Source organism: Veillonella sp. VA142, assembly GCF_003992135.1.
Lineage (GTDB): Bacteria > Bacillota > Negativicutes > Veillonellales > Veillonellaceae > F0422.
The window spans coordinates 1-12594 of the sequence record NZ_RQVN01000033.1 but is presented as its reverse complement, the minus strand read 5'-3'; the positions used below and the strand labels follow the sequence as shown (position 1 = coordinate 12594).

Here is a 12594-nt window from a genome sequence, read left to right as displayed (position 1 = left end):
GGGTTTACAGAAGGATGTAATAATAACATTAAAGTGTTAAAGAGAATAAGTTATGGGTTGCGCCATTTTGAACGCTTTAGAGTTCGTATACTTCTATTAAGCAAAAAGAATAGCACTAGCTATTTGAATAGCTAGTGCTAAGAACTTTTTATATGAGTAGCCCCCACATTTGACAAAGAGCCAGAAAAAAGAACCCCCGAAGGAGTTCTTTTTCTATTCTTACCGTTCAAATTAGAATTTGTAGTTAATATCTGCACGATAGGTTTCTGCTTTACCTTTATTGTCTTGATCTTTTGTATCAATTGTAGCAGTTGCAGCAAGACCTACGTTTTTAGCTACTGCATATTTAGCTGTTGCCAATACACCTTTTTGGTTTGTACCGACAAAACTCAATGTAGAATCAATTACAGGAGCTCCAGCTTTAATATCGTAGTATTGACCTTTAACATTCCAAGTGCCTTGTTTAGACATGTTATAGTTACCATAGCCTAAACTTGCTGTCCAAGCTTCACCACTCGCACCTTGAGTTTCTGCTTTTACATATTCACCGCCAGCAGTTACTTTATTACCTAATTTAAGGTCTAGAGCTGCGCCATATACATTATCTACATTTTTTTCATGCAAATCAGCATAGAAGCCTTTTACAGCTACTTTTGCAGTTGGATTATAATTTAATTGATATACAGATACTTGTGCATTGTCTTTACGTTCACCGTTAAGCTTCAAGCCAGTATATTTTCCACCTTGTAAGTAACCGTATGCAACAGATCCATTTAATTTATTTTTACCAGCTGTAGCAACTACGCCTTCAAAAGCACCATCAAATGCAAGACCAGCTCCTACTACTAAATCTTGACGACCTACTGTTGCTGTAGCGTATTTACCAAAGTTATGCTTTACATATACGCGGTCAATAGTAGCTTGTGTAGTATTTTTTTCGTTATTTTCGCCAAATTCTTTACCACTTGCAAGACGAACAACTGCTTTAGTATTGTCGTTTACTGTTGTTTCAAATTTTACACGACCACGATATGTGAATTTAGAATCTCTTCCATCATTAGAAGCATCGTAACGAAGACGAGCATCACCAGTGAACTTGAAGTTTCCTACTTTGTTTTCCAAAGTGGAAACACGAACGCCTAATGTGTTCAATTCAGCGGAGAATTCGTTAGCTAAACGGTTGATGATAGCATTTTGTTCACCGTCAACACGTTCTTGATGAGCCATAGCTTTAGCAACCATTTGAGCCATTTCATAACGAGTGATGTTGTGTTGGCCTTGGAAAGTGCCATCTGGGTAGCCGTTTACTACGCCTTGTGCTGCCAATTGAGCTACTGCTTGGTATGCCCAATCTTGTGGAGTTACATCGGAGAATGGATTTGCTGCGAATGCAGAAGTTACACCCAATACTGCTGTTGCAGCTAACACTGCTAAATGTTTTTTCATGATAATTACCTCTCAATGAAAATAAATAAAATATTGTGAATACAATTAAGTCTCAGTATACTTCATAATTGTTCATTGGAGTGTCCACGTTTCCTCACATAGATACAACTTTGAGTATACTTTTCCTCAACTTATATTCAATTTTATACATAGCAATCATATCATACATAGTTAGTAATTGCAAATATTTTTCAGAAATTTTTCTTATTTTCTCTCCTCCAATTCCATCCACCGCAAGGTACTCACTTCTAACTCTTCTGCCACTTGTTCTTGTTCTTTCACGGTACTTTCAATAGCGCTATAGTCGCTACCTCCTTGTGCAATCATGGCATCATAGGCCTTGAGCAGTCCCTCTAACTCCGCAATGCGCAGTTCTAATTGTTCCAACTCTTTCATTTCCCCTAGAGTTAGTTTCTTTTTACCCTCTAGGCCCGCTTCACGGATTGATACCATCGTTTTCTCATGTTTGATACTACCGTGCGTGTCCGAGTCCGTCTCTGCCATAGTTCCTATGCTACTAGCATTTGTATATGCTTGATTTCTTTCACTGAACGCAGTATTTGTACCAACGTTTTGTTCCGCATTACTCAACGCACTGTTTGCCTGTACCCCATGGGCCATCGAACTGTTTACCTGCACAGCATGGCGCAACACCCCACGTTTTGTATCGCCACCCATGGAACCAGTTGTTTTCGTATCCTCTACATAATCGGAATATCCCCCATGGTAGACTTCAATGTGACCAGATCCAGTAAACACAAACAGTTTGTCCACTACACGGTCCAAGAAGTACCGATCATGACACACGGTAATAACAATACCACTGTAGGAATCTAAGAAATCCTCCAGCACTTCTAGGGTCGGAATATCTAAATCATTTGTCGGTTCGTCCAAGAGGAGCACGTTCGGTGCATCCATCAAAATGCGCAATAAAAATAGACGTCGTTTTTCACCCCCAGACAGTTTCCGGATCGGCAATCCATGATGGGATGGAGGAAATAAAAACCGTTCCAACAACTGGCCTGCACTTAAGGAACTACCATCTGGTAAATGCAGGTAGGAACGATTTTCTCGGATATAGTCTAGTACCCGTTGGTCTTCTTTAAAGTGCGGCAACATTTGCGAGAAATATCCGATGCGAACGGTTTCACCCCGTCCCATAGTCCCCTTTGTCGGTTCGATACTACCTTGAAACAACTTCATCAACGTTGTCTTGCCAATCCCATTGGGACCCACCACGCCAATACGGTCGTGGCGCACCATATGATAGGTAAAATCCGAAATGACCTCATGTCCCGAGTCATAGGAAAAGGACATATCTTCTATATCGAATATGGTATTGCCTAGCCGTGTTGCCAGCACAACGGGATCCACGGTGCCTGTTTTCTGCCGTTCCTCCATGGCCTTTAATTGTTCAAACCGTTGTAACCGTGCCTTCTGTTTCGTGGTCCGTGCCTTCGCACCTCGGCGTACCCATTGCAGTTCGCTAGCGATTAATTTTCTTCGTTTTTCCTCAATGGCATCCAATTGAGCCTCTCGCTCTGCTTTCAAGGATACATAGGTCTCGTAGGTTTCCTGATATTCATAAATTCGCTGATTCGACAATTCCCATATTGTATTGCACACAGCATCCAAGAAATAACGATCATGTGTACTCAATAAGACAGCTCCTTTTCGCTCTTTTAGATACAGTTCCAACCATTCGATGGTGGCTTCATCTAAATGGTTTGTCGGCTCGTCTAGCAATAACAAATCACATGGATACACGAGGGCTCTAGCTAATGCCAATCGCCGGCGCTGTCCACCGGACAAATTTTTTACCGCGCCTTGTACATCGTGAAACCCCAAACGTGTCAAAATCATTTTCGCTTCTTGTTCCACAGTCCAACCATCTTCTTCATCCATGCGTGCTAGTAATTTCATATACTGCGGTGATTCTGGATTTTGTAAGGCTCTTTCAAAATCTCGTACCAGAGAAAGTTTCGGATGGTCCCCTAGTAACACATTATCTAATAAGGTACCTCTTTCATCAATATATGGATCTTGCTCCAACCGATGTATGGTAGCCTTCCCATTACGCTCGATACTGCCCTTATCTGGTTCTTGTATACCTTCTAAGACCTGTAATAACGTCGTTTTTCCCGTTCCATTGACGCCGATTAAACCAATGCGATGGTGAGACTCTATAGTCAAATTGACATCTTTAAATAAGAGCCGCGTACCATAAGATTTTTCTACTTGTTGTAATGTTAAGATGTTCATATTCGTTTATACAATTCCCAATTCTTCTTTTAATGCACTTTGTAGTATGTTAAAACGTTCAAATGTTATCTATTTGCCGACTTTACTATAGTATGTACGCACACGTATGTCAACCGTAGATTTGCATTGACACGCCCACTTTCATGGATTAGAATAAACATAATCTATTCATTATTTTATAAGGAGGTTGTCATGGACACTGACACGGTTCAGCAAGAGTTTGAAAATATTGGTTTTGAAATTGTAGAAATTGACGAACGGGACGTTCTATTGTACGAGCTATCTGATGGTAGCGAAGAGGAAGATGGTCAATATGCCATTGTTTCCGATGAGGATGGACGCATTCCTGTTTCAATGGATACGCCAGTCATTGTTTCTGTGTATGATGATAATGATACATTTCAATGGAGCGTAACACTTCCGAATGGCGAAGAATTGAAAGAATTATTCCTGCGCGTAGAAAGTGCAGAAGAATTGCTAGATACATTGCAAGATATTCGCAATGAAAACATCGAGCGTTACGATTCTGAAATGGACTCCTATAGCGAGTAATGCAGCAAAAGGCTGTCATCCCATGTACTCTGTACATGGTGTGACAGCCTTTCTTATTCAACTTATATAGCTAAGAGAATCGTTGCTACTCTAGCCTCAACAGTTTCCTATTGTATTTAATTTTTCTCTGTCTTATATGCAATCATTTCTTCACAAGCAGCTACGATTTCCGCAGCCCCATCGACTTTCCAAGCTTTGGCCGCTTCATGCATGGCTTGCAACCGTTCTTCATTTTGTAACAAAGCACCGACTACATCATCCAAGTTTTCAATATGTCGTGCCCACTTGCCACAGCCCTTTTGTTCTAACAGTTCTGCGTTGGCTTCCTCTTGTCCAGGGATGGCATTAAAGAATACCATGGGTACACCTATAGTAACCCCTTCCATACAAGTTAGTGCTCCCGGCTTTGTCACAAGTAATGTTGCTTTCCGCATCAGCTGTGGAATCTCGTTGGTATATCCATAAATGGAAATAGGCGTGCGTAAGGAATCTTTCATATGATGCAGTGAGTTATACAAAGCATCATTTAACCCCGCTACCACATGGATTTCATCAATGCCCGGTACATGGTCTAGACGCTGTAATGCTTCTTCTACACAGCCTAACCCTAGACCACCACCCATAAGCAACACACGTTTGCATTGATCACTGCCATAGGGTTCTTCTAGGGGTTCAAAGAAATGACGCATAATAGGAATACCTGTCACATGAATTTTTTCTAGGGGCACCCCCATATTCAAGACTTCATATACCATAGATGGCGTTGCTACATGATATGCATCGATTTCATCATAGCGCCAAAATTGGTGGGCCGCAAAGTCCGTCATCACCGCTGCAATAGGAACATCAATTTTCCGATGCCGTTTCAACACACTCGCTGCACCGCAAGGAAATGGATGCGTACATACAATTAAATCTGGTTGCTCCTTTTCGATGAGCTTTTCCATTCGATTTTTCAGCATCCAAGACACTACGGTTTGAGCTACGCTTCCTTTCCATTCCGTACCCGACCAGCGATAGACAATATCATAGAGGAAAGGAAATAAGTCAAGCATTTTAAAATACGTTTCTTTCAATAGATTATCGAAAGAAAAAGTATCCGTTCCCAGGAAATCTACATGATGCACGACAGCACTCGGATCTTTCTGTTGCCAATATTCTTGTATGGCTAGCGCTGCCTGCGTATGGCCTGTACCAATTGAGGCAGATACAATTAAAATACGTCGTCCCATGTGACCTCCTTTCCTAAGATATATGCTAAGGATTGATCGTACCTTGCAGAAGTTATTAAGAAACTATATTACGTCTATTCTATCATAAATTAAAAGAGATACAAAACCGATTCTTCTGTGGCTGTATCTAAACATAGGGAACAAAAAAAGCTACCATTCCAAAGTAAATCTGATATATCATCAGTTTACAGAGGAACGGTAGCATTCTTTACATCTCTTAGGAATGACCTGAATTATTTTTTGCGAACTGGCGCAGCTGGTCCATTAACAAGATCTTTTAATTGTTTACCTGCTTTGAAAGCTGGAGATTTGGACGCTGGAATTGTCATTTCTTCTTTTGTACGAGGGTTGCGACCAACACGTTCAGCACGAGTACGAACTTCGAAAGTACCGAAACCAATTACTTGTACTTTTTCTTCTTTCGCTAATGCTTCACCAACTGTGTCGAATAAAGCTTTTACTGCTTTTTCAGCATCTTTTTTTGTCAATTCAGCTTTAGCTGCAACGCTTGCAATTAATTCAGTTTTGTTCATGATTGAACCTCCCTTAAAAATAGTATTCTTTTAAACTTAATCATGCGAGTTAAGTTTCGCCTTCGCCGCCTCCCAAAATCCATCCAACTCTTTGAGAGTAAAGTCCTCCCATTTTTTCCCACTTCGTTGAACCTCTTGTTCCACGTAGGAAAATCGCTGTATAAACTTTGTGTTTGTGCGGTGTAGTGCGTTTTCTCCGACTATTTTATACCATTTAAACAGATTTATCAAGGAAAAAAGTACATCTCCGCCCTCTTCTTCTGCTTTTTCTATATCTTTTTTGAATATTTCTTGTTTAAATTCATCTATTTCTTCATAAAATTTAGCCCATACCCCTTCTTCCGTAGGCCAATCAAATCCTACTTTACTCGCTTTCTCTTGCAACTTTTGAGCTCGTAACAGAGCAGGTAAGCCTGGAGAAATTCCATCCAAAATAGATGTGCGCTCATGGCCCTTTTCTTTTGCTTTCAATTCTTCCCAGGTCGCTAATGTACTACCTACCGTTTCTCGGTCTGCTGTTTGAAATACGTGAGGATGACGACGAACCATTTTTGCCGTAATATCATCCACCACATCTTGCATGGTAAAATGTCCATTTTCCTCTGCTACTCGTGCATGAAATACAATTTGTAACAACAAATCACCTAATTCTTCTCGTAAGTGATCTATATTCTTTTCGTCGATAGCTTCTAAGGTTTCATACACTTCTTCCAATAAATATCTACGCAAGGAACTATGGGTTTGTAATTTATCCCAAGAACATCCATTAGGACCTCGTAATTCTGCTAACACATCTACTAAAGGATCCAAGGTAAAGGGACTCATTTCTTTTTGACTCATTTAGATTTTCCTTTCTTCATAGCTTGCTTCGCCAAACTTTTAAATTCTTTTAAGTCCATTGTCTTCGTGATGCTCAGTGCCACCATATAGAATACAATTCCCAGAACAATAGATAGTGCCACGCTCATTGTATTAGATATCATGGTACTTACAAAATTATATACCATCACAGTACCACCGCCCATAGCCAAAGAGGAAAATAGTATTTTCCCTATTTCTATGAAAGAAACTTGGAACGATGTGCTGCGATAGAGTATATATAAATTGGCCACAGCTGCCACACCAAAATCTATATTAGTAGCCCATGCAGCCCCTTCAATCCCCCAGGCAGGTGTTAAATATAGATTTAATAAGATTTTTAGTACAGCCCCTAACAGTAAGGTAAACATAGGGACTGCCGTACGTCCTAAGCCCTGTAAAGCCCCTGTTGTCACTTGCTGTACTCCTAGTAACCAAATACTGGCACTGAGGACAGCAATGGCACCCCCTGCATGAGGCGTATCAAACATCATTTGAGAAATAGGCGTCGCTAATACACATAATCCCACAAAGGCAGGAATGGTCACAATATTCGTCATTCGTAGCGCCGTTCCCATGCGATGATGGATTTCCTGCTTATCTCGCTCCCTATGTAATCTCGATATGGCTGGTACTAAACTAGTGGCTAAGGACATGGTCACGATCACAGGTAAGCTAATTAAGGAAGTAGCCATGCCTGTCAAATATCCAAAGGCTGTAGTCGCCTCTTCCTTACCGTATCCCGACAGTATTAGCTGTTGTGGTACCAACCACAAGTCGATAGCTCCTATGAGAGGTATCATAATATTCGCCAACGCCACAGGAACCGCTAAGACAATTAATTCTTTTATAATCGATTTCCGTGATTCTAGCGCATAGTTTTGTCCCTTTAATTTAGGTTCTCGTCCATAATAATAGAGCAACACCACTAAACCTAAGCCTACGCCGATGACAGAAGATAAGGCAGCACGGCTTGATGCCAGCTCAATGCCTTGTGGCAAGAAATACATAGCTGCTCCCACCATGACTAGGACTCGCCCTAATTGCTCACACACTTGAGATATACCCGTTGGTAACATATTTTGAAATCCTTGAAAGTAGCCACGAAAACACGCCAGCAAGGATACAATACCAATGGCAGGTGCTACTGCCAATAAGGCTCCCTCTGCCCGATTATCTGTAATTAACCCTACATCGATAACATAGGGTATGGTAACATAAAATCCTATACTGAGCAATACTCCCATAAGCCCCATAGTGGTCAATGCAACCTTGAAGATATGCCGTGCTCCTCGAAAGTCCTCTTGTCCTACTTTACGAGCAATCATAATGGAAATAGCCACTGGCAAACCCGCAGCTCCAATACTAATGATGAGCTGGTATAGGGAATATGCCATTTGGTACAGTCCAACCCCTTCTCCTCCCAAAATGCGGGCTACGATGACCTTACTAATGGCACCTATGACTTTCACCAGTAGCCCTGCTACGGTTAAGATCATAGCTCCTTTCATAAATCCCGTCATATTAACCCTCCTTTGGAAGTTTCCGTTCAAACTCACTCATCACTTGTTCTACCTGTCGAATCACATCACCAGATTGTAAGGTATAGGACCAGACAGTTGGATTTGACCCACGATGTTTCATATGTTTCCATATCTCTTCACTGATGGCGCCCATATCCCAGTCTTCCATCTTCGATTCATCTTGCCAAGTAAATAAAATATTTGCCTCTTTCCGAATGACACTCTTCATACCTAACGCTCTAGCTCGCTCCTTAATGCCTGCTAACTTAATTAAGCGTTCTACAGGTTTTGTGGGTGATCCAAATCGATCAATTAATTCATCTACAAAATCATCTAAGCCAGCTTTTGTATCAATTTGTAGCAATCGTTGGTACACTGAAATCTTACGTGCCTCATCATGAATGTAAGCACTATCAATGAAAGCATCAATGCCTACATCCACCACTGGTGCTGGCAATGCCCGTTCTGGCATATCTTTTTTCTGCGCTTTTGCGATAGCCTCTTCTAACATGGCTGCATACATAGCAAAGCCAACGGCAGCAATATTACCATGCTGTTGGGCCCCTAATAAATTGCCCGCTCCTCGAATTTCCATATCTCGCATGGCTAACTTAAATCCTGCTCCTAATTCGGTAAACTCTTGGATGGCTTTCAACCGCTTTTCTGCGCTTTCATTTAATACCTTATCGGGACGATACATGAAGTATGCATAGGCCCTCTGGCTGGACCGTCCTACTCGTCCTCGCATTTGGTACAACTGTGAAAGTCCCAAATGGTCTGCATCGTAAATAATAATGGTATTGGCATTTGGAATATCTAAGCCCGTTTCGATAATACTCGTACATAGGAGTACATCATATTGGCCTTCTGTAAAGTCCTGCATCACATGTTCCATCATAGTCCCTGCCATTTGTCCATGCGCCACAGCAATGCGTAGGTCCGGCATGGCACGTTGCAACTGCTCTTCCATATGTGTAATAGACTGTACCTTGTTATACACAAAGTATACTTGTCCACCTCGTTGCAGCTCACGGCGGATAGCTTCCGTTACTACTTGCATGTCGAACTCGACCACATAGGTTTGCACTGGCAACCGCTCCATTGGCGGTGTATGGATCACACTCATTTCACGAACCCCCACCAAGGACATATGTAAAGTCCGTGGAATCGGTGTGGCACTGAGCGTTAAAATATCAATATTGGTAGCCCATTGTTTCCATTTTTCTTTTTGTGCTACCCCGAATCGTTGTTCTTCATCCACAACTAACAGACCTAGCTTTTTAAATTGAATTTTTTTATTAAGCAACGCGTGGGTTCCAATTAAGATATCTACTTGTCCTTCTTGTACGGCCTTGATAATATCCTTTTTCTCTTTAGCAGAACGGAATCGATTTAGTACTTCTACACGTATGCCAAATTGTGAAAACCGGTACAAGAATGTTTTATAATGTTGCTCCGATAATACTGTAGTTGGTACTAGCATGGCCACTTGCTTCCCACTCATGACAGCTTTGAACATAGCCCGCATAGCCACTTCTGTTTTGCCAAATCCTACGTCCCCGCATAACAGCCGATCCATAGGGCGTGGCAATTCCATGGATTCCTTAATTTCTTGTATGGCCTGTAATTGGTCTTCTGTTTCTTCATAAGGGAATTGGTCTTCAAACTCTCGTTGCCACGGTTGGTCCGGCAAGAATGCAAATCCATCAATAAGCTCACGTTTTGCATAGAGCTCCACCAAGGTATCCGCTAAATCATCAATGGATTTTTGGGCTTTCGTTTTGGTTTTAATCCATTCCTTACCGCCCATTTTGTGTAATTTCGGGGTAACCCCTTCATTACCAATATATTTTTGCAGTTGGTCCAGATGGTCTGCTGGCAAAAATAATCGATCCGTACCAGCATAATCGATTTCAATGTAGTCTCGATGAATACCTTCCGTCTCAATGGTTTTGAGCCCTCGATATTTACCAATACCGTGAATGCTATGCACAACATAATCACCTACACTAATATCGGTAAAATATTTAATCTCCTGACCCTTTTCTACCTTCTTCCGAATTTTTCTCTTCTGAAAGCCGAATATATTCCCTTCTGTGATAACGGTCAGATTAGAATGCGATAATTCAAATCCCTCTGAAAGAATACCATCCACAATGAGCACAGCGGGGGCTGTCCATTCCCACTGCTCTCGATGCACATAGGAAATCTTATTCTCTAGTAAGGCATTTTCTATGGCTTCACGGCGTTGCTGATTATGCAAGACCAACACAATTTGACGTTCTAAAGAAGCATTAAACTTAATATCATCCATGAGCATAGGAATCTGTCGTTCATAAGAAGCGATGGATTTTCCCATCATACCGATAGTTTGCACCTTGCCCCACCCTGCTGATCGTTGCATCATACTGAATAAAATAGTGCTATAAGCCTTAGAAGATGCTTTCCAATCCTTCCAAAGCATATATAACTCTTCATTCATCGAATCTTCTTTATGAACTTTTCCTAAGGCTTCCTCTAACCGTTTTGGCTCATCTAAAATTAGTAACCCTTCGTCTAAGTAGGAAAGTATAGAGTAACCTTCCTCATCGCTATCTGCGTGGATAGGTAGAATCATACATTCCTCAGTTTCCCCCATGGATCGTTGTGTATCCACATTGAATTGACGCATCGTGTCAATAGTATCCCCGAAAAACTCAATGCGATAAGGGGATTCACTTTGGATAGAAAAAACATCTAAAATATCTCCACGCACGCTAAAATGACCACGATATTCCACCTGGTCCACTCGTTCATATCCAATTTGCACTAATTGTTCCAATAGATGTTGCTGATCAACATCCTGCTCTACTTGTAGAGTTATCATATGGTCCAACACAGTAGAAGGTGCATCTACAAACTGACTTGCCTCTTCCACCGTAGCCAATACAATCACAGGCTTGTCTAAAGCTAGATTCCCTAAGGCTTCCATCCGTTTAGCCTGCGTGTCTAAACTCTTTGCGGTCCACTGTGAAAGCGCTCGATCTACAATAGGATACGATAATACCTTAGCCTCCGGTAACAGACATTGTATATCGCGTTCCCACATTTCCTTGTGTGCTTTATCATGAGTCACAATCAAAGTCGGTCGTTGTATATCGTGTATCATAGCTTGACTATAGATAAACGATTTCTGGGAACCTCCTAACCCATAGATTTGCGTAGTTCCTTTTTTATAAAAGGCATCTATGGTATCTTTCATTGTTCCTTCTATATCTAATAAAGGTTTATATGTCATCGACATATACCATTCCCTTTCCTATTAATTATCCTACTGTAGCCCTTGCTACATTAGCATAGTTATTTCCATATCATTATATACTATATATACTTTATAAATTATATATACACGCAATGAAATATATAGAATACAAGAAAAGGGCTATAGTCATCTATAGCCCCTATGATTATTCTAAATTTTCTTTAATCGCCGTATTTGTGGATTCTTCAATATAATGAAGGGCTGCATATATTAAATACGCACCAACAGTAAGACCGAAGAAAAAGGCTTTGAATATTTCTTTGTTCCAACGCGTTTCACGTAGTCCAGAAATCGCAGATGCTAAAAAGCTTAAGTCTGTAACTTTCATAGCAACCTCCTTTAAAATACATATATCAACATTATTTTACAATACATATACAAAAAAAGCGAATATAACTATTCGCTTATCTTCTAAATTGGTGCGGGAGAAGGGACTTGAACCCCCACGCCAATGGCGCCAGATCCTAAGTCTGGTGCGTCTGCCAATTCCGCCACTCCCGCATAAGATGGTGACCCAGGAGGGATTCGAACCCCCGACCTTTTGATTCGTAGTCAAACACTCTATCCAGCTGAGCTACTGAGTCATATGTAATTTAGTTGGCAGGGGCAGTAGGACTTGAACCCACAACCAACGGTTTTGGAGACCGCTACTCTACCAATTGAGCTATACCCCTATCTTTACGACTTAATCAGTATAACGTAAAGTTGATACTTTGTCAAGTGATTCTTGTAGCAGAACCAAGGTATTTAGCTGGGCTAGCTTACGCTAGCCCCCGCTAATCTTAATCAGCAACTTCCTATCCTCCCAGACCGTTTCCAGCCAAGTACTTTCGGCGTTTACGAGCTTAACTACTGTGTTCGGGATGGGAACAGGTGGTTCCTCGTAG

Annotated in this window: 10 protein-coding genes, 3 tRNA genes and 1 rRNA gene; 2 read left to right on the top strand and 12 right to left on the bottom strand. The window is 41.2% G+C overall.

Going from position 1 to position 12594, the window contains the following annotated elements; all coding sequences use genetic code 11:
• Nucleotides 1-135, top strand: a 135-nt coding sequence (locus EO117_RS08685) for a transposase (RefSeq protein WP_164727450.1), incomplete at its 5' end; no start/stop codon positions are given.
• Between the two features lie 96 nt (nucleotides 136-231).
• On the opposite strand, the gene EO117_RS08680 is transcribed toward EO117_RS08685, so the two are convergent.
• Both EO117_RS08680 and EO117_RS08675 read right to left on the bottom strand, forming a co-directional pair.
• On the bottom strand, nucleotides 232-1446 hold the full coding sequence (locus tag EO117_RS08680) for a putative porin (protein ID WP_126940063.1): 1215 nt from the start codon (nucleotides 1444-1446) through the stop codon (nucleotides 232-234).
• A gap of 204 nt (nucleotides 1447-1650) precedes the next feature.
• A complete protein-coding gene (locus tag EO117_RS08675) occupies nucleotides 1651-3708 on the bottom strand; it encodes an ABC-F family ATP-binding cassette domain-containing protein (protein ID WP_126940062.1) in 2058 nt (685 codons plus the stop codon).
• A 192-nt stretch (nucleotides 3709-3900) separates the two neighbouring features.
• Between EO117_RS08675 and EO117_RS08670 the strand changes: the two genes are divergently transcribed.
• Nucleotides 3901-4260 (top strand): hypothetical protein, encoded by a 360-nt coding sequence (locus EO117_RS08670; protein ID WP_126940061.1) that lies wholly within the window; start codon nucleotides 3901-3903, stop codon nucleotides 4258-4260.
• Between the two features lie 116 nt (nucleotides 4261-4376).
• Here EO117_RS08670 and EO117_RS08665 read toward each other — a convergent pair whose 3' ends face one another.
• From EO117_RS08665 to rrf, 10 genes are all read right to left on the bottom strand, one after another.
• Nucleotides 4377-5492 (bottom strand): glycosyltransferase, encoded by a 1116-nt coding sequence (locus tag EO117_RS08665; protein WP_126940060.1) that lies wholly within the window; start codon nucleotides 5490-5492, stop codon nucleotides 4377-4379.
• Between the two features lie 233 nt (nucleotides 5493-5725).
• Entirely contained in the window at nucleotides 5726-6025 is a 300-nt protein-coding gene (locus EO117_RS08660; RefSeq protein ID WP_126940059.1) for an HU family DNA-binding protein, read from the bottom strand.
• Between the two features lie 36 nt (nucleotides 6026-6061).
• Nucleotides 6062-6865, bottom strand: a complete 804-nt coding sequence (mazG, locus tag EO117_RS08655; RefSeq protein ID WP_126940058.1) for a nucleoside triphosphate pyrophosphohydrolase — start codon at nucleotides 6863-6865, stop codon at nucleotides 6062-6064.
• Nucleotides 6862-8406: a polysaccharide biosynthesis protein gene (locus EO117_RS08650; RefSeq protein ID WP_126940057.1), complete on the bottom strand. Its 1545-nt coding sequence runs from the start codon at nucleotides 8404-8406 to the stop codon at nucleotides 6862-6864. Before EO117_RS08650 ends, mazG begins: the two co-directional genes overlap by 4 nt.
• 1 nt (nucleotide 8407) lies before the next feature.
• Entirely contained in the window at nucleotides 8408-11689 is a 3282-nt protein-coding gene (mfd, locus tag EO117_RS08645; RefSeq protein ID WP_126940056.1) for a transcription-repair coupling factor, read from the bottom strand.
• Between the two features lie 163 nt (nucleotides 11690-11852).
• A complete protein-coding gene (locus EO117_RS08640; protein WP_126940055.1) occupies nucleotides 11853-12035 on the bottom strand; it encodes a hypothetical protein in 183 nt (60 codons plus the stop codon).
• Between the two features lie 89 nt (nucleotides 12036-12124).
• Nucleotides 12125-12208 (bottom strand) — tRNA-Leu (locus EO117_RS08635).
• 6 nt (nucleotides 12209-12214) lie between these two features.
• Nucleotides 12215-12291, bottom strand: a tRNA-Arg gene (locus EO117_RS08630).
• A 14-nt stretch (nucleotides 12292-12305) separates the two neighbouring features.
• A tRNA-Trp gene (locus EO117_RS08625) sits at nucleotides 12306-12381 on the bottom strand.
• A gap of 110 nt (nucleotides 12382-12491) precedes the next feature.
• A 5S ribosomal RNA gene (gene rrf / locus EO117_RS08620) occupies nucleotides 12492-12594 on the bottom strand; the annotation flags it as partial.

What these genes read in the sequence shown, in the direction of transcription:
- EO117_RS08660 (WP_126940059.1), bottom strand. Translation starts at nt 6,025, where the DNA reads ATGAACAAAACTGAATTAATTGCAAGCGTTGCAGCTAAAGCTGAATTG.
- EO117_RS08675 (WP_126940062.1), bottom strand. Translation starts at nt 3,708, where the DNA reads ATGAACATCTTAACATTACAACAAGTAGAAAAATCTTATGGTACGCGG.
- EO117_RS08650 (WP_126940057.1), bottom strand. Translation starts at nt 8,406, where the DNA reads ATGACGGGATTTATGAAAGGAGCTATGATCTTAACCGTAGCAGGGCTA.
- EO117_RS08680 (WP_126940063.1), bottom strand. Translation starts at nt 1,446, where the DNA reads ATGAAAAAACATTTAGCAGTGTTAGCTGCAACAGCAGTATTGGGTGTA.
- mfd (WP_126940056.1), bottom strand. Translation starts at nt 11,689, where the DNA reads ATGTCGATGACATATAAACCTTTATTAGATATAGAAGGAACAATGAAA.
- EO117_RS08640 (WP_126940055.1), bottom strand. Translation starts at nt 12,035, where the DNA reads ATGAAAGTTACAGACTTAAGCTTTTTAGCATCTGCGATTTCTGGACTA.
- mazG (WP_126940058.1), bottom strand. Translation starts at nt 6,865, where the DNA reads ATGAGTCAAAAAGAAATGAGTCCCTTTACCTTGGATCCTTTAGTAGAT.
- EO117_RS08665 (WP_126940060.1), bottom strand. Translation starts at nt 5,492, where the DNA reads ATGGGACGACGTATTTTAATTGTATCTGCCTCAATTGGTACAGGCCAT.
- EO117_RS08670 (WP_126940061.1), top strand. Translation starts at nt 3,901, where the DNA reads ATGGACACTGACACGGTTCAGCAAGAGTTTGAAAATATTGGTTTTGAA.